Raw genomic sequence first — 20,484 nt, forward strand, 5'->3', positions numbered from 1 at the left:
TAGGGAATTCAGGGCTACAGCCGCCTAATAATACAGCCTCAATTAATATCTGTCTACTTGACAGGGGTCAGACCAAAGGGAAGGCTCTCTTTTTTGCTGTGCCGAAAAGGAACCGCCGAATTTGTACATTCGGGCGGATTTAGGCTTCACCTCTGTCTTTTTTTAATAATTCCTCTAGCAACTTTATGATTTTGTCGTTCTGTTTGACTATGCTCCTTACATTAAACGCAGCAGCTAACAGCAGAGCCACTAGGACAGGCATGTAGAAAACTTGCAAAATCATCATGATCTTCACCTCGATACGTAGGATATCGGGTAGATGCGAAACGAGCAATCCATCAAAAGAACGGATTGCTCGTTTTTTCCAGATTTTCTTCGAAGAGGAAGGTGCAGAAGGGTCCATACGGTTATTCGATACCCTTGCCATCAGGCGCGGGCACGCTCCCTCTTGTCCTGCAAAAGAGGCGTCACCCGCATATAGGTGAACACGCGCCACACCCATTCCAGCGGCCCCATGCGGAAGACGGACAGCCACAGCCTGCTGCACCCCATTTGCAGCGCGTAAATGCCGAGGCAAATGAGCGTAGCCTGCCAGTAGCTGAGCGTGCCGTACCAGCCCAACCAGTAGCCGCCAGCCAAAATCAGCGCGGTCTGGCCCACGTAGTTCGTCAGTGCCATTCGCCCGTAGCTGGTCAGCGGAGCCAGCGCTTTTTGCACGCTCTTGTGCTGCAAAAGCCGGATCAGCGTCGTGACGTAAAACGCCGACATGACAAAGCCTGTCGAGGTCAATGCGATCGTGTAATGCGTAAGTTCCAGCAACTGCTGCTCCGTGATTTCGTCCACGACGACTGTCAGGGGCGACAGGAACGGATCGGACGGCAGTAAACGATACTGGGCGTACAAGCCGAGCAGCATGAGCGCAAAGCTGATTCCTTGCACCGTTTTGATTGCGGGCAGGAAGCGGGGAATATCCTGAAACACCCCGAATTGCCCGACAGACAGACCGAGAATGAACAGCGGCAGCACGAGAAACGGCTTCAACCCCGTGGCGCAAACGAGGAAGGACAGAAGCAGGCCGATAGCCAGATTGGATTTGGCCGAAAGCCGGGCAAAAGGCATCAGCATAAAACCGAAGATGGCGTAAACAAACAAGGCTTCTCCCGGATGAAACATCTTGTGCACGAAGCCGAAGGCCAAAAGCACGAGCAGCCGGCGAACGAACAGGGCGGCACCGCTCGCGCCTTGTTCGTTTGCCCGCGTGACAAACAGATGGAAGCCTACGCCGAACAAAAAGGAGAAAATCACGAAAAAGCGCGATTCGACCGCAAAATGGAAAAACTGAAACAACCAGGCGTCGACGCTGCCGGGAACGGGAGTCTGTACAGCGAGGAGCGGCAAGATGTTGACCAGGACAATGCCGAGCAGAGCGAATCCGCGCAAGGTGTCCAGTGTGTGGATTCGGTGGTTTCCGATGGGAGCAAGAGCTTGCAAGCCGATCACTTCCTTTTGAAATGGGATGGATGTCCGGACAAACCAGACGCCCCTTCCTCCTATCGTACAAGGAGGGACGAGGAAAGGGAATGGCTTTGGCCCTTGTAAAATCGCCAGAGCGGCGGCGCCTCTTCCCGCAACGAACGGGCCGGATGCGTCGTCTATTTGTATAAATGGGAAAAAGAGGGTGCGAAGGATGAAGCCGATAGCGCGGGGAAGGTGGAGGCTTGCGGCGGGAATTGCCTATTACCGGGGAAAAAGATGGGGCCAGTGGCTGCTGGGACGAAAAAATTTTGCCCGCGAGAAAAAGCGCGAGTTGCTTTCGCATGTGCATGCTTCCCACCAGACGGTCTTGCTGCGACGATTGCACAATGTCGAGATGTGGATGCAGCACAACAAAATCGTCAATTTGCGTCTGGCGGCAGCACGCCTGGACAAAGTCGTGCTGCGGCCGGGCGAAACCTTTTCCTACTGGAAGCTGATTGGCAAGCCGACAAAAAGAAAAGGCTACGTGGAAGGGATGCTGCTTTCCAACGGGCGCGTGACTGCCGGGATTGGCGGCGGGCTGTGCCAGCTTTCGAATTTGCTGTACTGGATGACGCTGCATACATCCTTGACCGTTACCGAGCGCCACCGCCACAGCTACGATGTTTTTCCCGACGCCAACCGGACGCAGCCGTTCGGAAGCGGTGCCACCTGCTTTTATAACTACCTTGACTTGCAGATCGAAAATCGGACGATGCAAACGTTCCAGCTCCACGTTTATGTGACCGACACGCACCTGGTGGGAGAGTGGCGCTCCGACATGCCCCCGACACGAACGTATGAGGTAATGGAAAAGGAACACGCCATCACCCCGTCGATCTGGGGCGGCTACGAACGGAGCAACCAGCTGTACCGCAATGTGTACGCACAGGACGGGACCTGGCTGGAGCAGGAGTGGCTGACGGAAAATCGCGCCTATATGATGTACGAGCCGCTTTTGCCAGAAGGATGATCGCTCGCGATCGCTTTACGAACGAACTGGAACTCAGGTGCGATCTGTGCGAAAATAAGAACATATGCACTCGTCTAGGGGAACGTGGAAAGGTGGATTTATACATATGTCTTTGGCAGAACGAATTACAGCAGGCTTGAACCCGCAGCAGCGGGAAGCCGTCCTTACGACAGAAGGCCCTGTCCTGATTATGGCCGGTGCGGGCAGCGGCAAGACCAAGGTGCTGACACAGCGCATTGCGTACCTCATCAGCGTGAAGCAGGTGGCGCCGTGGAGCATTCTGGCCATCACCTTCACCAACAAGGCGGCGCGGGAGATGCAAAACCGCGTGTCGGCGTTGATCGGCGGCGCGGCGGCGCAGGATACGTGGCTGTCGACGTTTCACTCCCTGTGCGTGCGGATTTTGCGCAGGGACATCGATCGGCTCGGCATCAGCCGGAACTTTACGATTCTCGATGCGGGCGACCAGCTGTCTGTCGTCAAGCAGTGCCTGAAGGAGCTGAACATCGACCCCAAGCAGTATGAGCCGCGCGCGATCCTGGCTGCCATCAGCGGAGCGAAAAACGAACTGACGGATCCGGCCGCTTTCGCCCGGCTTGCAGGCGATCCGTTCGCCCAGGTCGCCGCGAAGGTGTACGAGGCGTACCAGAAAAAGCTGAGAAGCAACCAGTCGCTGGACTTCGACGACTTGATTATGACGACCATTCGCCTGTTCAAGGAAGTGCCGGAAGTGCTGGAATTTTACCAGAAAAAATTTCGCTACATTCACGTAGACGAGTACCAGGATACGAACCGCGCCCAGTACCTGTTGATCTCCATGCTGGCGGACAAATACCGCAACATCTGCTGCGTGGGGGACGCCGACCAGAGTATTTACAAATGGCGGGGAGCGGACATTTCCATCATCCTCAACTTTGAAAAAGACTACCCGGAAGCAAAGCTCATCAAGCTGGAGCAAAACTACCGCTCGACCAAAACGATTTTGCAGGCAGCCAACCACGTCATTGCCCACAACAAGCTGCGCAAGGAAAAGAAGCTGTGGACAGAAAATCCGGGCGGAGACAAGATCATGTGCTTCCAGGGCGACTCCGAGCACGACGAGGCGTACTTCATCGTCGATACGATCCGCAAGCAGTTGCCGCAGTACAAGCGCTACGACAAGTTTGCCGTCCTCTACCGGACGAATGCACAGTCCCGCGTGGTGGAGGATGTGTTCATCAAGTCGAACATTCCGTACACGATCGTCGGCGGGACGAAGTTCTACGACCGCAAAGAGATCAAGGACATCCTGGCTTATTTGCGCCTCATTTCCAACCCGGACGACGATATCAGCTTGCAGCGCATCATCAACGTGCCCAAGCGCAACATCGGGGACGCGACCGTCGAGAAGCTGCAAGCTTATGCCAACGCGAACGGCCAATCGCTGTACCAGGCAATTCAGGAAGCGGCTTACATGGGTCTACCGCCGCGTACGACGAATGCGATTTTGTCGTTTCACGACCTGATTTCCAACCTGATGCAGATGACCGACTACTTGAGCGTGACCGAGCTGGTAGAGGAAGTGCTGAAGCGCTCCGGCTACCGCGAATCGCTCAAGGAGGATAAAACACTGGAGGCGCAGGCCAGACTGGAGAATATCGAGGAGTTTCTGTCTGTCACGCAGGAGTTTGAGCGCAAAAATGAAGACAAGAGCCTGCTCGCGTTTTTGACTGATCTGGCACTCGTGGCGGACATCGATTCGCTCGGAGAAGACGGGGCAACAGAAGAAGTAGCGGAAAATGGACAGGTTGTCCTGATGACGCTGCACAGCGCAAAAGGCTTGGAGTTTCCTGTCGTCTTCCTCGTCGGCATGGAGGAAGGCGTCTTCCCGCACAGCCGTTCGTTGTTCGACGATGCCGAGATGGAGGAGGAGCGCCGTCTCGCCTATGTGGGCATTACCCGCGCGGAGGAGCGGCTGTACATGACGTGCGCGCGGATGCGGACGCTGTTCGGCCGGACGAATGTGAGTGCGCCTTCGCGCTTTTTGCAGGAGATTCCAGCGGAGCTGTTGGAAGGCAACCCCGCTGCTGCGGAGCGGAGCTTTGGCGGCGGTCGCGGCGGGGCATTCGGCCAGCGCGAGACGGGGGGAAGAGTCTTTGGCTCCACGACTGCACAAGCAGGCGGCGGCTTTGGCGCGACGAAGCCGGGAACGGCGCAGCGCTTGGCCGGAGGCTCTCAGGCCACGTTTTCCCGCCCAGGCATGCAGGCTGGCGACAAGCTGCCCGGACACGGCCAGGGCGCCGGCGTGGATTGGAAGGTCGGAGACAGGGTGCAGCACGGCAAATGGGGGACAGGCACTGTCGTCAAGGTCAAGGGCACGGGAGACGACATGGAGCTTGACATCGCGTTCCCAAGCCCGACAGGCATCAAGAAGCTGCTCGCGAAGTTCGCACCGATTCAGCGGACATAGGGCATAGGGCAGAACTATCGCTAAAGTAAAGGATGAACGAGATGGATCGATTGACGGCGGAAACAAAAATCAAGGAATTGGCGAAACGAATTGAGCGACATAATCGTCTTTACTACGAAGAAGATCGGCCTGAGATTACCGACCAGGAATACGATCAATTGATGCGAGAGCTTATCGAACTGGAAAAGCAGTTTCCAGAGCTGGCTTCTCCGGATTCTCCTACCCAGCGCGTAGGGGGGGAGCCTTTGCCATTCTTTGAAAAAGTCGTGCACAAGACGCCGATGCTCAGTCTTGGCAACGCCTTTGGCGAAGCGGATATCCGTGATTTTGACCGCCGCGTCCGCCAGGCAGTAGGCAACCAGGCCGTGCGTTACGTGGCAGAGCTGAAAATCGACGGGCTGGCCGTTTCCCTTCACTACGAAAACGGGGTGTTTGTCCGCGGAGCGACGCGTGGGGACGGAACGATCGGCGAGGATATTACGCAAAACCTGAAAACCATCCGCTCGATTCCGCTCAGGCTGACCAGGCCGCTGACATTGGAAGTGCGCGGCGAGGCATACATGCCAAAGGCTGCCTTTGAAAAGCTGAACCGGGAGCGGGAAGAACGCGGGGAAGCGTTGTTTGCCAATCCGCGCAACTCGGCGGCAGGCTCGCTGCGCCAGCTCGATCCGAAAATTGCCGCCGCCCGTCAGCTCGACACCTTCATCTACGGGATCGGCGAGCTGCAAGGCGAAACCGTCGAGTCCCACAGCGAGGGGCTTGAACTGCTCGAATCGCTCGGGTTCAAGGTAAACAAGGAGCGCCGTGTTTTCGAGGATGTCGAGGAGTTGCTCGCCTTTATCGACAGCTGGACACAAAAGCGTCCGAGCTTGCCCTATGAAATCGACGGCATGGTCATCAAGGTAGACAGCTACGCGCAGCAGGAGGAGTTGGGCTACACCGCCAAAAGCCCGCGCTGGGCCATCGCCTACAAGTTTCCCGCAGAAGAAGCGATTACGATTCTCGAAGGCATCGAGGTATCGGTAGGGCGAACCGGGAGCGTGACGCCAACGGCCCTATTGAAGCCGGTCAGCCTCGCGGGCACGACGGTCAAGCGCGCTTCCTTGCACAATGAGGACATCATCCGGGAAAAAGGCTTGCTGATTGGCGACCATGTCGTCGTCAAGAAGGCAGGCGACATCATCCCCGAGATCATTGCGGTACTGCCGGAGCGCCGAACCGGAAACGAGAAGCCGTTTTCCATGCCGACGCATTGTCCGGAGTGCGGCAGCGAGCTGGTGCGGCTGGAAGAAGAAGTCGCCTTGCGCTGCATCAATCCGATGTGTCCGGCGCTGATCCGCGAAGGGATGATCCATTTTGTCTCCCGTTCCGCCATGAACATCGAAGGACTGGGGGAAAAAGTGGTGGCGCAGCTGTATCACGCCGGCATCCTGCACAGTGTGGCAGACCTGTACTACCTGCACCAGCAGCGCGACGTATTGCTTTCCATGGAGCGCATGGGCGAGAAGTCGGTAGACAATCTGCTGGCAGCGATTGAAGCGAGCAAGGAAAACTCGCTGGAGCGCTTGCTGTTCGGGCTTGGTATCCGCCTGGTCGGAGCCAAGGCGGCGCGTGTGCTGGCCGAGCATTTTGGCCATATCGACGCGATTATGCAAGCTTCCGAAGAGGAACTGACGCAAATCAACGAAATCGGTCCGAAAATGGCAGCGAGCCTCGTCAACTACTTCGCCCAGCCGCAGGCGCAGGCCGTCATCGAACGGTTGAAGGCGGCCGGAGTGAATATGGCGTACAAAGGCGTTCGCGTCGAAGCCGGCGCAGATTTGCCGTTTTCCGGAAAGACAATCGTACTCACAGGGACGCTGACGCATATGTCTCGCCAGGAGGCAGAGGAAGCGATCGTCCGGTTGGGCGGCAAGGTGACGAGCAGCGTCAGCAAAAAGACCGATCTGGTCATTGCGGGAGAAAAAGCCGGCTCCAAGCTGGAGAAGGCTGAAAAACTGGGCGTGGCTGTCATGGATGAAGCCGGATTTTTGGAGATTCTCAATTAACAGCCGTCTAAAAGAGAGAATGGTGGCGACAGACGGATGAGCGAGGGAAGGGACGTGAAGAGCATGGATAGCTTTAAGCGTTGGGGAATGGGAGTAATGGCGGTGCTGCTCTTGGGCGGCTGCAACAATGGCGACGTACAGGAGAAGCCTGCTCCCTCTTCGGTTACGGCGGCTGCTCTGCAAGGGGACTTGACCTATCAGGACGTTTTGGAAAAAGGAGAGACGATTCACACGCTGGCGATGATGCCAGATGCCGGGCAGATATGGGTGGGCACGCATGCAGGACTGTACAGCTCTGCCAGCGGAGGCTTGTGGGGGCTATTGTCGCCGCAGCTGGAGCAGTTTGACATCGTCGGCTGGTTTGTGGACCCGGACGATGCCCGGCACATGTACGTCGGCGGACACGAGGGAGTGCGGCGCTCTGTCGACGGCGGGAAAACCTGGACCCCGGCAAGCAAAGGATTGCCTGAGCCTGCCCAGATTCGCAGCTTGACAGGAACGCGTCAAGGGGACAAAGTGCGCCTGTTCGCTTTTGTGACGGGCGAAGGGATCTACCAGTCGACAGACGAGGGCGAGACGTGGAGCCTCTGGCAGCCGTTGGATCAGGAAGTATATGCCATGGATTTCTCTTCGAACGAGAACCGCCTCTATGTAGCGGCACAATTCAGCTTGCTCTATAATGAGGAGGGGCAGTGGCAGACAGAGGAGATTCCGGAAGCAGAACAAATCTATTCTCTCTCCGTCAACAGGCGTACTGGCGTTCTTGCTGTCGCAACGGAAAAAGGCGTCTATGAAAAAATCGAGGGAGAGTGGCGTTTGCTCGATGCGCGTTCACCGGAAAAGCTGATCGTCATCGCTTCGGGTGACGGCGATACAAAATGGGTGGGAATCGGCGAATCGGCGCTGATCTACAAGCTCAGCGACAATCGCTGGACCCAATGGAAGTAGTCCCATTTTTTCAAGACAGAAGGAGTAGCGTATGAAAGCGAAGTTGTGGAAAGGATGCAGATATCTATCTGCTGTTGTGCTCGCGATGGCGACCGCCGGCTGTTCGTTGTTGCCGGGGGGCAAGGAGCAGGCGCCCGAGTCGATTGCGCCACCTTTGTCTGAGGTCGTGGAAGTATCCGAGGATTACTACGGCAGCATTACGCCGTACAAGCCGAATTTGACGCGCGGCATGCTCAGCAGCACGCGATACCGGATTGATTTTAGCCATCTGGAGCTGGGCTTGATGGAGTTTGCCCGCGATGCGTTCCCGACCTCCCAGTATTACTTCCAGGAAGGCCAAGTGGTGAAAAAAGAACAGGTCACACAGTGGATTGCCCAGGAAAAGGCGAGCGGCACGAACAAGCAGCAGAAAAACGGCATTCTGGTGCACGTTCTGGAGCATGACTATCTGAACAAAAAAGACAAGCAGCTGGCCGGCATGGTGCTCGGCTTGTCTCTCTCGCCGAACTATCAGGACGCAACGGGCAAGGAAATGGTCTACACCGAGCAGGAGCTGCAAGCCAAGGGACAACAGCTTGCCGCGACCATCGTTTCGACGCTGCGGGCGAGCGTCCCGAATGTGCCGATGCTCATCTTGCTGTATCAGGTTCCCGAGGCCAATTCTTCGCTTGTGCCGGGGCATTTCATCATGTCGGGGACCGTGGGGGCCAACGAGTCGGCTGTTTCGAAGTGGCAACCGATTAACGAGGAGTTTTTCCTGTTCCCAAGCCCGGACGTCGAGAAAAAATACGCCCAGCAGTCGCTGCAATATGACAAACTGATGCGGCAAGCGCAGGCTTACTTCGGCGAGTATGTCGGCATGACAGGCGTGGGACGCTTTATGGACGGCAGACTGACCGAACTGACGATTACCGCAACGGCGGAGTACGATTCGCGGACGGAGGTTTTGCAGTTTACCCAGTATGCCGCCGGCAGCATCAACCAGCTGTTCGACAAGAGCGTACACGTCAACCTGTACGTCCAGTCGATGAACAAGCCGCTGGCGATCTACATTCGTCCGACATCCGGCGAACCGTATATGCATCTGTATCGTCAATAAAGAAGAGACGGAAGCCCGATTGGCATCAGCGAAGGTGCGAATCGGGCTTTTTTGTGCAAAAAAATGAACAAAAGTGTATATGATTGATCAGTTTATGAACAAAAGTGTCAGTTGTCGTTTTTTGCAGGAGCCTGTTGTTTTTTCGTGAAAAATGCAAACACTATCGAGGTCGAGCTACTCTGTATTCGTTGTGGTATGATCCTTGCATATGTTTTATGAGTGATTGAAGGAAGAAATCGATAAGGAGGCGTCACCACATGCAAGTGGAATTCAAAAACGAGGCGTTTACCAATTTTAGCCTGCCGGAAAATAAAAAGGCATTTGAAGAAGCGCTCGCCAAAGTAGAAAGCGAACTGGGCCGCGAGTACCCTCTCATCATTGGGGGAGAGCGCATCACCACCGAGAAAAAATCCAGCTCCATCAACCCTTCCAACAAAGAACAAGTAGTGGGCGTTGTTTCCCAGGCAGACCAGGCGCTGGCGGAAAAAGCGATTCAGACAGCAGCCAGCACCTTCGAAACATGGAAAAAGGTACCTGCACAGGCGCGTTCCCGCTATCTGTATAAAGCAGCAGCGATTCTGCGTCGCCGCAAGCATGAATTTTCCGCATGGCTGGTAAAAGAAGCAGGGAAAAGCTGGCCGGAAGCTGACGCGGACACAGCCGAAGCGATCGACTTCATGGAATACTACGGTCGTCAAATGGATAAGCTGTCCCAGCGCCATGAACTGACGCGCATCCCGGATGAGGACAACGAACTGTACTACATTCCGCTCGGCGTAGGTATCGTGATTCCGCCATGGAACTTCCCTCTGGCTATCATGGCCGGTATGACTACGGCAGCGATCGTAGCGGGTAACACCGTTGTGCTGAAGCCTGCTTCCACAACTCCTGTCATCGCTGCGAAATTCATGGAAATTCTCGAAGACGCTGGCGTGCCAGCAGGCGTAGTGAACTTCGTTCCAGGCTCCGGCAGCGAGATCGGCGACTTCCTCGTCGAACATCCGCTGACTCGTTTCATCAGCTTCACAGGCTCTCGCGACGTAGGTCTGCGCATTAACGAACTGGCTGCGAAACATCGTCCGGGTCAAAAATGGATGAAGCGTCTGGTAGCCGAAATGGGCGGAAAAGACTCCATCATTGTGGACAACGACTGCGACATCGAACTGGCTGCACAATCCATCGTCGCTTCCGCATTCGGCTTCTCCGGTCAAAAATGTTCCGCTTGCTCCCGCGCCATCGTTCACCAAGACGTGTACGATCAAGTGCTGAACCGCGTAGTGGAACTGACCAACCAACTGACTGTAGGCGACGTGAGAACGAACGACTTCTACACAGGTCCGGTTGTCGATGAGAAAGCGTACAACAAAATTCTCGAATACATCGAGATCGGAAAAACAGAAGGCAAACTGGTTGCGGGTGGCGAAAAAGGTCCGGAAACCGGCTACTTCATCAAGCCAACCGTATTTGCTGACGTAGATCCGCAAGCGCGTATCATGCAGGAAGAAATCTTTGGCCCAGTCGTAGCATTCTGCAAAGCCAACGATTTTGACCATGCGCTGGAAATCGCAAACAACACCGAGTACGGCTTGACTGGCGCAGTCATCAGCCGCAACCGCGAACACCTGGAGCGCGCTCGCGAAGAGTTCCACGTGGGCAACCTGTACTTCAACCGCAAGTGCACAGGCGCCCTGGTTGGCGTGCATCCGTTCGGCGGCTTCAACATGTCCGGTACCGACTCCAAAGCGGGCGGACCAGACTACCTGCTGCTCTTCACCCAAGCGAAACTCGTTTCCGAAAAACTGTAAGAAAACGCAAAACCAAAGCTGCCTCCAAACGGGGGCGGCTTTTTTGCGCTCCTTTTGTCCACACTAAGAGGGAAGAAAATGATGGGCGGGCAGGTGAGGGTAGCTGTTTACTTACATTGCGTCAGGTCTTTCGACTTTTTTTGTCGTCTATTTGCTGATGCCGTTAGCGTACCGCTTGGCATGGAAAACAAAGCTACTGGACATACCCAAGGGCAGGAAAGGACACAACAGACCCATGCCCTTGTCCGGCGGGCTGGCGATGTTTGTCGGGCTGCTGTTGGTGACAACTTTTTTTGCAGGGGCGCAAAAAACGGTTGCGGTTTTGGCAGCTGGCGGCTTGCTGCTGGTGGCGATCGGCTGGGTAGACGACGCCTGCAAAGCTCGACAACAAGATTTTCCAGCCCTGCCGAAGCTGCTGGTTCAGCTGGCGGTCGCCGTCCTGGCATTTCTCCTGGATATCCGGTTCCGCGGCATCAGCTTGACCTGGCTTGGAGCGGAGGAAGGGGCGTACGTTTCGTTTCCCTTGCTGGTTTCCTTGCTGGCGACGGTGCTGTGGATTGTGGGCCTGATCAACATGGTGAATTTTTTGGATGGAGTGGACGGGCTTGCGGCAGGGGCGACAGCCTTTTCGGCGATCACCTTGTTTTTTCTGTCCATGGTCAAGGGACAAGAGGTGACGGCGTTGCTTGCGGTTGCGTTGGCAGGGGCGGCGCTTGCTTTTTTACGTTTTAATTTTTTTCCCGCGAAAATGTTCATGGGGGATGCAGGGTCCATGTTTCTAGGGTTTGCACTGGGGGTCATCTCGCTAGAAGGCACAATGAAAGGGGCAACGCTCATTTCGTTGGTCGTGACGGTACTGGCACTGGGCTTGCCCGTCGTGGACACGATACAGGTCCTGATTAGTCGGTTGCTGGCCGGATCCCCCATGTACCAGGCAGATCGCAGACATGTCCATCATCGGCTGATGGCGTTTGGTCTGTCGGCCAAGCAGACGGTCGTCGTCCTCTACTTGGTGAGCTTGCTGTTTTCTGTCCTGTCTGTGTTTTTGTTCCTTTACGGGTAGAGCGTGATTGTCGTAACGTGTGTGGGGTAGCAATGAACCGTGAGGGCGGCCGCAACGATCTCGGCGCAGCCGAATCGATCCAAAAAAGCGCCAATCGGCTCAGGTTTGAGCGGGATCGAAGAAAAAGAACTGGTTGCGTCCCGTTGCTTTGGCTTTGTACAGGGCCTTGTCCGCATGGTTCAGCAACTGGTCCGCTTCACTGGCGGAAACAGGGAAAAGCGCGATGCCAATGCTGGACGTAACGGAAAAGGTTTGGCCTTTGAAGCTCCACGGCTGCTGGAGCGCATGCAAGATCCGTTTGGCGACTTTTGCCGCCTGACGCTCGCTCTGGAGGCCGGTGAGAATGATGACAAACTCGTCTCCTCCCAGACGGGCGACCGTATCCTGCTCGCGGACGCAAGCTTGAAGACGCTGGGCGAGCATTTGCAAAAAAATGTCTCCGGCATCGTGCCCCCATGTATCGTTGATCTGCTTGAAATGGTCGCAATCGAGGTAGAGGGCGGCAACCATTTCGCCGGAGGTCTTGGCTTTTTCCAACGCCTGATGCAGGGTGGCGTTAAGCAGGCGTCTGTTTGGCAGGCCTGTGAGCACGTCATGATAGGCCATGTATTCCAATTGCTTTTCCAGCTTTTTGCGTTCGGTAATGTCCCGGGTCACGGAAAAAACATGGGTGCACACCCCATCGCAGTTGAAGACGGGAGAGAGAATCGACTCTCCGATCATGTGGCCGCTTGTGGTGAAGTGAGTGGGGCTTGCGTCTTCCACCGTCTGTCTGTACATGTTGTTGAGCAGATCTGCTTTTTCCGGCGGATATACTTCCTCAATCAGCTTGCCGTACGTGTCTTCCGTAAGGCCGGCTCCCTTCATGGCGGCAGGATTCATCAGGACATACCGGAACTGGTAGGCCCCTTCGGCATTTTTTTCCACAGCCATGAGGAAAAACATGTCCGACACGTGGTGAAATAAGCTGGTCAAGATGTCGCCGTGCTGACTGATGAGCGTTGTGATATCAAGCTTCGACATATCTGTAGTCTCCTGATTGTAGGCTTGTCCCCTTATTATAGTATAGCAAGACTGGGCAAGAAAATGATGAGACGTTGGTAATAGTGCAGGGTTTACTGGCTGCGAGCAGAGGTGGTAAAGTAAGGGTATTCGCACTAGTTGTCTAATCGAAAACGATGAGGGAGTTCCACTTATGCGCAAAAAGCTTCTGCCGGGTCTGATTCATCGACTGCCGCAAAATGCCATGTCACGGACCATGGGAAAAATTACCGCTTCTCGCTTCAGTCGTTTAGCCATCCAACGGTACATCCGTCACTATAAAATCGATGCCTCCATCATAGAAAAGCCGGTCACGGAATACCGGACGCTCAAGGAATTTTTTACGCGCCGTCTGAAGCCGGGGGCACGGCCGATTGCTTCCGGGCCGGATGTGATCGTAAGCCCGGTAGACGGGACCGTTTCGCAGCTTGGCGACATAGCCGAAGGCACGCTGATTCAGGCAAAAGGCAAAGAGTTCAGTGTGACAGAGCTCTTGGGCGGCTCGGAGGAAGAGGCCAAGCGCTACTACGGCGGCAAGTTCATCACGATCTATCTGAGCCCGCGCGACTATCACCGCATCCATATGCCAGTGGCGGGAGAACTGGTGCGCTACAGCTATTTGCCGGGACGTCTCTATCCGGTAAACCGGCTCGGGATCGAAAACGTGGATCGGTTGTTTGCCCGCAACGAACGGCTGGTCACCTACATCCAGTCGGACGGCCTGGGCGACATGGCCTTGGTTAAAGTCGGCGCCCTGTTCGTCGGCAGCGTCAAGGTCGTGTACAACACCGCCACGACCAATATCAAGCACGGCCGGCAAACAAACGAGCCGATCGCAGGCACCCCGCATCTCGAAAAGGGCGACGAGCTTGGCTGGTTCGAGTTCGGCTCGACCGTTATCCTGCTGCTGGAATCGTCGCAGCTAAAATGGGCAGAGGGTGTGGAAAAAGGCAAGTCGTTGCTCATGGGACAGCTGCTGGCGACGGTGCAAAAGGAACAGGCATAGCGGCTTGTGGCCCCAGGCAGGGGAGCAGCCGGGAGGAAAGGAGTCCGCTTTAGGCCAGGGGGCTCTTTTTATATGCGCAATCCTTGCAAGCCTGTGGTTCCTTGCCATTGTTTCATTAACCGATTTTTTTCGAAAAAATATTGTTTCTATGCTGCCGAATCCGCGCGAAAATTGACTGAACCTGCTGTTTTCAAGTAAGATCAAAGTTATGTGATACGATTCGGAGGTGGAAGAGATGAGTGCCATCACTCGCAAAGAAGTAGAGCATGTAGCCAATCTGGCCCGTTTGCAACTGACGGAGGACGAGGCTTTGCAATACACGAAGGACCTGAACGCCATTCTGGAGTTTGCCGCGAAGCTGAACGAGCTGGACACGTCCAACGTGGAGCCGACCAGCCACGCGACCGACGTGAAAAACGTCATGCGCGAAGACGTGAACAGACCGTCGCTGCCGCGCGAGGAAGTGTTGAAAAACGCACCGGATCACGAAGACGGGCAATTCAAGGTACCGGCTGTCTTCGAATAATCTGCCAGGAGAACGAGAAGGGAGGAACCCGTTGTGTCGCTGTTTGACAAGCGATTGTCGGAAATACATAGCGCCTTGCGCGCAAAAGAGCTTTCGGTTACAGACCTGGTGCAGGCTTCCATCGCCAGCATCAAGGAGCACGATGAAAAAATCAAGTCCGTCCTGCACGTGGATGAGGAGGGGGCGCTCGCCCGTGCCCGCCAGCTGGACGAGCGTCTGGTCAAGGAAAACGAAGAGCTGGGACTTCTCTTCGGCTTGCCGGCGGGACTCAAGGACAACCTGATTACCAAAGGGGTACGGACGACCTGCGCCAGCAAATTTTTGGCGAACTACGATCCTGTCCATGACGGAACCGCATCCAAAAAAGTGAAGGAAGCGGACGCCGTGATCGTGGCGAAGCTGAACATGGACGAGTTCGCCATGGGCGGCTCCAATGAAAACTCCGGTTTCTTCCCGGCCAAGAACCCGTGGAACACCGATTACGTGCCAGGCGGCTCGTCCGGCGGCTCTGCTGCGGCGATGGCTGCCCGTCACTTCTACTTTACGCTCGGCTCGGATACGGGCGGCTCCATTCGCCAGCCTGCCGCTTTTTGCGGTGTCGTCGGCTTGAAGCCAACATACGGCCGCGTGTCTCGCTTCGGGCTGGTGGCTTTCGCTTCCTCGCTCGACCAGATCGGACCTGTGACCAAGAGCGTGGAAGACGCGGCATACGTGCTGCAAGCGATTGCCGGACATGACGAGTTCGACTCCACCTCTGCCAATGTCGAAGTGCCGGATTATCTCGCCGCGCTCACTGGCGATGTCAAAGGTCTGCGCATCGGGGTGCCAAAAGAGCTGATCGGCGAAGGCATTGATGCCGAGGTGCGCGAGGCTGTGCTCGCCGCCTTGAAGCAGCTGGAGAGCATGGGCGCTACCTGGAGCGAGGTCTCCATGCCGCATACCGAATATGCGGTTCCCGCCTACTATCTGCTGTCTTCCTCGGAAGCATCGTCCAACCTGGCCCGCTTCGACGGGGTGCGCTACGGCGTGCGCGCAGACAATGCGTCCAACCTGATCGAGCTGTACAAGGAATCGCGCAGCCAAGGCTTCGGACCGGAAGTAAAACGCCGGATCATGCTCGGAACCTATGCGCTTTCGTCCGGCTACTACGACGCCTACTACAAAAAGGCGCAACAGGTGCGCACGCTGATTATCCAGGACTTCAACAACGTTTTCGCCGACTTCGATGTGATTTTGCATCCGACGACGCCGTCGACCGCGTTCAAAATCGGCGAAAACGTCAACGATCCGGTCAAAATGTACCTGGAAGATATCTGCACCGTGCCTGTCAACCTGGCAGGGCTGCCAGCGATCAGCGTACCGTGCGGCTTTGCCCAAAACGGTCTGCCGATCGGCTTGCAGATCGTCGGTCGCGCGTTTGACGAATCCACCGTATTGCGCGTAGCCCATGCCTACGAGCAGGCAACAGGCTACAGCAAGCGCAAGCCGGAATGGGTGAGGGGGTAAGAGGCATGAGCAAGTACGAAACCGTCATCGGCCTGGAGGTCCACGCCGAGCTTTCGACCAAGAGCAAAATTTTCTGCGGCTGCCCGACCGAGTTCGGCGCGCCACCGAATACACATACATGCCCGATTTGTCTGGGACATCCGGGCGTGCTTCCCGTAACGAACAAGCAAGCGGTAGAGTTTGCGATGAAGGCAGCGCTCGCGCTCAACTGCGAGATTTCCCGCGAGACGAAATTCGACCGCAAAAACTACTTTTACCCGGATTCGCCAAAAGCGTACCAAATCTCCCAGTACGACCAACCGATTGGTTACAACGGCTGGATCGACATTGAGGTCAACGGGGAGACGAAGCGCATCGGGATCACCCGCCTCCACCTGGAGGAAGACGCGGGCAAGCTGACGCACAGCGACTTCGGCGGAGAATCGCTCGTCGACTTCAACCGCGTGGGCGTACCGCTCATCGAGATCGTGTCCGAGCCGGACATCCGCTCGCCCGAAGAAGCACGCGCCTATCTGGAGAAGCTGAAAGCGATCATCCAGTACACGGAAGTGTCCGACGTGCGCATGGAGCAAGGCTCGCTGCGCTGCGATGCCAACGTGTCGATTCGCCCATATGGGCAAAAAGAGTTCGGCACCAAGACCGAGCTGAAAAACATGAACTCCTTCCGCAACGTGCAAATGGGGCTGGAATACGAAGTGCAGCGCCAGACAGAGGTGTTGAACTCCGGCGGTACGATCGTGCAGGAAACCCGCCGCTGGGATGAGGCGAACAAAAAGACGGTCAGCATGCGCTCCAAAGAAGAGGCGCACGACTATCGGTACTTCCCGGACCCAGACCTGGTGCGTATGCAAATCTCCGAAGAGTGGATCGAAGCGGTCCGCGCCACGATTCCGGAGCTGCCAGATGCCCGCAAGACTCGCTACGTCAACGAGTTCGGCCTGTCGCAGGCAGATGCGGAGGTCATCACCATTTCCAAGGAGACGGCCGATTTCTTCGATGCAACCGTCAAGACTGGCGCCGATCCGAAAGCAGTCGCCAACTGGCTGATGGTAGACCTGCTCGCCCATCTGAACGCCAACAATCTGACGTTTGCCGATGTGAAAATGACGCCGCAGGGCTTGGGCGACATGATTAAGCTGATCGCGGACGGCACGATCTCCTCGAAAATCGCCAAAACCGTCTTCAAGGAGATGGTGGAGACCGGAAAAGATCCGAAGAAGATCGTCGAGGAAAAAGGACTCGTGCAAATCAGCGACGAGGGCGCCCTGCGCCAAATCGTCATTGACGCCGTCAATGCCAACCCGCAGGCAGTGGCGGATTACAAGGCCGGAAACGAAAAGGCAGCCGCCTTCTTCGTCGGCCAGGTCATGAAGCAAACCAAAGGCAAAGCAAACCCGCCGTTGGTGAACAAGCTGATTCAGGAAGTATTGAGCAGCCTGTAAGGCACAACACAAGCAGCACTTTCCGACCAGGGAAAGTGCTGTTTCTTTTGGCAAGAGAGAGGCACAAAGCAGAAGAGGGGGACAAGGCGAGGAAAGCCATTGGCAGTAAAGTGCCAATGGCTTTGAAACGGTTTGACGCGCCTCTAGTTGGCGGCGAGAGCAGCTTGCAGTTTTTCCAGCAAGGTGACAGCCTGAATCTCGTTTTGCTCGATGGCCTGCAAAAGCTGTACAGCTTTTTTGCCTGGCTGGTCAGCATTTGGTTCGCCGCCAGCCGGGAAAGGAAACAGTCTGGTCAGCTTGCCGAAGTCATCTGCGATAGCGGCGTAAAGCGTGGCTGCTTCCTTGAGCAGCGGGCGCACTTCATCCAGCGAAGAGTCAGTCCACGTGTCGGCGATTTCCGTAAAGAACCGGTAGGCGTTGCAGCGGGCGTCGTGTGCGACCGCTGTGGTGTAGGCGTTTCCGTTTGGCTCGATGGTTCCATTGGCAAAAGCCGCCTGCCAGGCAGGATAGGCAGCCAGGCCGTAGAAGAAGTTGGCGTTTTGCCCTTCCTGGCCGCGGTAATGCGCCAGGGCTGAATCCAGGGCGTTGGCCAGCATCGTGCGCTGGTCGATGGGGAGCGTCTCTTCGATGGCGAGCACAAACAGTTCTGCCACCAGTCCGCGCCCCAGATGTTCATACGGCACCGTGCCGTCGTTGCCGCAGTTGTCTCCGGCGTACAGCAGCCTGGCTTCATCCTCATAGCCGTAGATCAGGCCAAACTCAGGCATGAACAAGTCCCAGGCGAGCACCGGATTTCCTTTGTCAATCGCGTGATGAATCAGCTCCAGCGCCTGGGGCAGCAGGGCAGGAAGCTGTCGCTTTTCGCGCGCGGCAGGGCTGAGCAGCGCGGGATCGACCTGGTTCGCATTCGGGCCAGGCGTGCCGTCCAACTGCTCCTGGCAGACGGAACGAGGCTTGAAGCCCATGTTCCGCAAGCCTTGCTCCAGAACGGGCTGGAAGTAAAACATGGTTGGTCCCGCAATATGAATGCTCTCTGGAACGATTGTCAGGCGGAAGGCGTGCCCGCTCAAACCGAGAACCAGCGGCAGGGACAGCTTTCGCTCCGTACACTCGATTAATCCGTGCAACGCCGCCCCGCACGTAATCCATGTTTGCAGCTTCATGGCTTCCGGCTTTTTCAAAACGACTTTTTTCATGATGCCCGCATCCTTTCGCATTTGCACATAGTGGTCAACAACAAGGCGAATTTTTTCCTGCACGAGCTTTTTGCGTGAGCGAGACAGCACCTGGTACACATTTGCCTGGGTCATCTCGAACATGCGCGCAATCTCGTGGGGGGCCAGATGGTCAAAAAAGTGCGATTCAACGATCCGCCGTTCGCGCGGGCTGAGGCAGTGCAGCAAGCTTTTGATCGTCGCAAACAGCTCGCGGCGCATCAAGACCTCCTCCGGGTTGCCGTTGCTTTCGGTTGCGGTCGACCAGCTACGGCCAAGCCTGTGCAAAATGCTGTCGAGATCCTCCCAGTCGGTCGGCTCCGCCTGGCCCGTTTGCCGGGCCAGCCCGGAAAAGACCTGCTCCCGTGCTTGCGGACCCTTTTTCAGACGTGTGTACGCCTGATTGCGCACAATCCGGTGCAGCCAGGGCAGGAAGCGGCGGCTGTCGACCAGCGTACCCAGGTGGAGGAAAGCGCGAATGAGCGCGTCCTGGACGATGTCTTCCGCGAGATAGGCTTCCTGGGTGTACGAACGGGCGTAGCCGTATACTTTGGAGCGGTGGCGTCTGACCAGCTCGCCAAACGCCTCCTGATCTCCGGCTTTTGCCCGTTCTACCAAAGTTTCGTCCTGCTCCTCTTCTCTTTGACTGGCAGGCTTGATAACCAAATGATCCATTGCCAAAACTCCTCGTTGTTCGTTGACGTACGGCATAGACTACCGGGCGCAGGATTTTCTGACAGATGCGCAAAACTTTTTGCAAAAAAATGATTGGCAAGCGGCAGACTAAGACTCTGGCCTGATTGGCTACGGGTTGAGCGGATTTGTAAGAAATTCCACTCTCCCCTATAATGAACATACACGAACAAAAAGGGGGAAGGAAAGTACATGAAGCTGATTTCTGTCACAGGAGAGAGTGTAGCGCCGGGCAAGGGCGGCTCGCCATCCGATACATTTGACCGTTCGATTGCGACGTGGGAAGACAATGGGCAGCAAAAAACGGTGACCGTGACCTACTGTCGCTACTTCGGAAAAGTGTTGGCCGAGCGGGGCATCTACGACCAGGAGGCGGAAGGGATTCCGGTCACGCATCTGGTCGCTCCGCTGTTTGAAGAAAAGTACCCCGGGCAAAAAGAAACGCGTCACTACATCAACGATACGGAAAGCTTTGTGGCCCTGTTTGAAGGCTTTTCCCTGTCGCAGTGGAAGGAACGCTACGGAAGTGCCCTGACCTCGGCATGAGGAGCGCGCGGCCATGCGCTTACATCCAAATGTCGAAACATTCTGAGCCAAAACCGGACACATAGGGCTAACTTTGCAGAGGGCATGCTAAGGACAACCATTTACTGGAGATGATGAGCATGCTTTCTGTATGGATGACGCTTTTTCTCATGGCTTCCGCCAGCCCGGCTGGCTTACTCCATGCCGCGTGGCCGCCTGCTACAGCGATGTCTGCGCCAGCAGCCGTCCAGGAGTTCGACGCTTTTTTGCAAGAGTGGAGGGGCGGGCTTGCGCTTGCATCGCTGCGCCATCCGCTGTTTGACCTGACACGGGTATCCGGCGGTGTCAGCGGAGCCGTGAATACGATTGTGTTTTCCGGGGAGGCGCACGGTGCCGCAGGAGAAATCTCGCTCGTGTTCTATTCGCTGGACGGCGACAGGATCTACTCTCCGCCAGGTACGGTGAGTGTCGCGCGTGTCGATGACAAACAGCGGCAGTTCCGCGTGGCGGCGGCGATCCCGCGCGTGCTGCAAGGCCGCACAGGAGTCGTGCAGGTGACGTTTTCCGGGGAGAAAAGAGCTTCCTATTTGCTGAAAGTCCGATTTTGACGGCGGGACGCCAGGCGTCATCT

The 20,484-nt window shown here is 56.1% G+C and carries 17 protein-coding genes; 13 read left to right on the forward strand and 4 right to left on the reverse strand.

The features are described from left to right. Positions 1-139 precede the first annotated feature (139 nt). Positions 140-502, reverse strand: a complete 363-nt coding sequence (locus ACTHO6_RS19945) for a hypothetical protein (RefSeq protein ID WP_440243466.1) — start codon at positions 500-502, stop codon at positions 140-142. Next, positions 427-1,500 carry a DUF418 domain-containing protein gene (locus ACTHO6_RS19950; protein WP_440243405.1) on the reverse strand — a complete coding sequence of 358 codons (1,074 nt, stop codon included), beginning with the start codon at positions 1,498-1,500 and terminating at the stop codon, positions 427-429. Before ACTHO6_RS19950 ends, ACTHO6_RS19945 begins: the two co-directional genes overlap by 76 nt. A gap of 187 nt (positions 1,501-1,687) precedes the next feature. Between ACTHO6_RS19950 and ACTHO6_RS19955 the strand changes: the two genes are divergently transcribed. The 7 genes from ACTHO6_RS19955 to ACTHO6_RS19985 all read left to right on the forward strand — a co-directional run bounded on the left by ACTHO6_RS19955 (position 1,688) and on the right by ACTHO6_RS19985 (position 11,900). Next, positions 1,688-2,488 (forward strand): VanW family protein, encoded by an 801-nt coding sequence (locus ACTHO6_RS19955; protein WP_440243407.1) that lies wholly within the window; start codon positions 1,688-1,690, stop codon positions 2,486-2,488. A gap of 106 nt (positions 2,489-2,594) precedes the next feature. After that, positions 2,595-4,937: a DNA helicase PcrA gene (gene pcrA, locus ACTHO6_RS19960; RefSeq protein ID WP_440243409.1), complete on the forward strand. Its 2,343-nt coding sequence runs from the start codon at positions 2,595-2,597 to the stop codon at positions 4,935-4,937. A gap of 41 nt (positions 4,938-4,978) precedes the next feature. Then, positions 4,979-6,985, forward strand: a complete 2,007-nt coding sequence (gene ligA, locus ACTHO6_RS19965; RefSeq protein ID WP_440243411.1) for an NAD-dependent DNA ligase LigA — start codon at positions 4,979-4,981, stop codon at positions 6,983-6,985. A gap of 63 nt (positions 6,986-7,048) precedes the next feature. Continuing rightward, a complete protein-coding gene (locus ACTHO6_RS19970) occupies positions 7,049-7,933 on the forward strand; it encodes a WD40/YVTN/BNR-like repeat-containing protein (RefSeq protein WP_440243413.1) in 885 nt (294 codons plus the stop codon). Between the two features lie 31 nt (positions 7,934-7,964). After that, positions 7,965-9,032: a CamS family sex pheromone protein gene (locus tag ACTHO6_RS19975; RefSeq protein WP_440243415.1), complete on the forward strand. Its 1,068-nt coding sequence runs from the start codon at positions 7,965-7,967 to the stop codon at positions 9,030-9,032. Positions 9,033-9,289: 257 nt separating this feature from the next. Then, a complete protein-coding gene (gene pruA / locus ACTHO6_RS19980; protein WP_440243417.1) occupies positions 9,290-10,837 on the forward strand; it encodes an L-glutamate gamma-semialdehyde dehydrogenase in 1,548 nt (515 codons plus the stop codon). Between the two features lie 235 nt (positions 10,838-11,072). Beyond that, positions 11,073-11,900, forward strand: coding sequence for an MraY family glycosyltransferase (locus ACTHO6_RS19985; protein ID WP_440243420.1), 828 nt, complete (start codon positions 11,073-11,075; stop codon positions 11,898-11,900). A 99-nt stretch (positions 11,901-11,999) separates the two neighbouring features. On the opposite strand, the gene ACTHO6_RS19990 is transcribed toward ACTHO6_RS19985, so the two are convergent. Beyond that, complete coding sequence (locus tag ACTHO6_RS19990) at positions 12,000-12,923, reverse strand: diguanylate cyclase domain-containing protein (RefSeq protein WP_440243422.1); 924 nt, start codon at positions 12,921-12,923, stop codon at positions 12,000-12,002. A 172-nt stretch (positions 12,924-13,095) separates the two neighbouring features. Between ACTHO6_RS19990 and asd the strand changes: the two genes are divergently transcribed. From asd to gatB, 4 genes are all read left to right on the forward strand, one after another. After that, positions 13,096-13,947, forward strand: coding sequence for an archaetidylserine decarboxylase (gene asd / locus ACTHO6_RS19995; RefSeq protein WP_440243425.1), 852 nt, complete (start codon positions 13,096-13,098; stop codon positions 13,945-13,947). A 235-nt stretch (positions 13,948-14,182) separates the two neighbouring features. Beyond that, a complete protein-coding gene (gatC, locus tag ACTHO6_RS20000; RefSeq protein ID WP_122965529.1) occupies positions 14,183-14,473 on the forward strand; it encodes an Asp-tRNA(Asn)/Glu-tRNA(Gln) amidotransferase subunit GatC in 291 nt (96 codons plus the stop codon). Between the two features lie 33 nt (positions 14,474-14,506). Further along, entirely contained in the window at positions 14,507-15,979 is a 1,473-nt protein-coding gene (gatA, locus tag ACTHO6_RS20005; protein WP_440243429.1) for an Asp-tRNA(Asn)/Glu-tRNA(Gln) amidotransferase subunit GatA, read from the forward strand. Between the two features lie 5 nt (positions 15,980-15,984). Further along, complete coding sequence (gene gatB, locus ACTHO6_RS20010) at positions 15,985-17,421, forward strand: Asp-tRNA(Asn)/Glu-tRNA(Gln) amidotransferase subunit GatB (RefSeq protein WP_440243432.1); 1,437 nt, start codon at positions 15,985-15,987, stop codon at positions 17,419-17,421. 143 nt (positions 17,422-17,564) lie between these two features. Here the strand turns inward: gatB and ACTHO6_RS20015 are convergent, their stop codons facing one another. Beyond that, positions 17,565-19,310: an RNA polymerase sigma factor gene (locus ACTHO6_RS20015; RefSeq protein ID WP_440243435.1), complete on the reverse strand. Its 1,746-nt coding sequence runs from the start codon at positions 19,308-19,310 to the stop codon at positions 17,565-17,567. 210 nt (positions 19,311-19,520) lie between these two features. On the opposite strand from ACTHO6_RS20015, the gene ACTHO6_RS20020 reads away from it, so the two are divergent. Then, on the forward strand, positions 19,521-19,874 hold the full coding sequence (locus ACTHO6_RS20020; protein ID WP_440243438.1) for a hypothetical protein: 354 nt from the start codon (positions 19,521-19,523) through the stop codon (positions 19,872-19,874). A 119-nt stretch (positions 19,875-19,993) separates the two neighbouring features. After that, positions 19,994-20,461 (forward strand): hypothetical protein, encoded by a 468-nt coding sequence (locus tag ACTHO6_RS20025; RefSeq protein ID WP_440243441.1) that lies wholly within the window; start codon positions 19,994-19,996, stop codon positions 20,459-20,461. The last annotated feature ends 23 nt before the right edge of the window (positions 20,462-20,484 follow it).

This window comes from Brevibacillus sp. SAFN-007a, from assembly GCF_051967035.1.
GTDB lineage: Bacteria > Bacillota > Bacilli > Brevibacillales > Brevibacillaceae > Brevibacillus.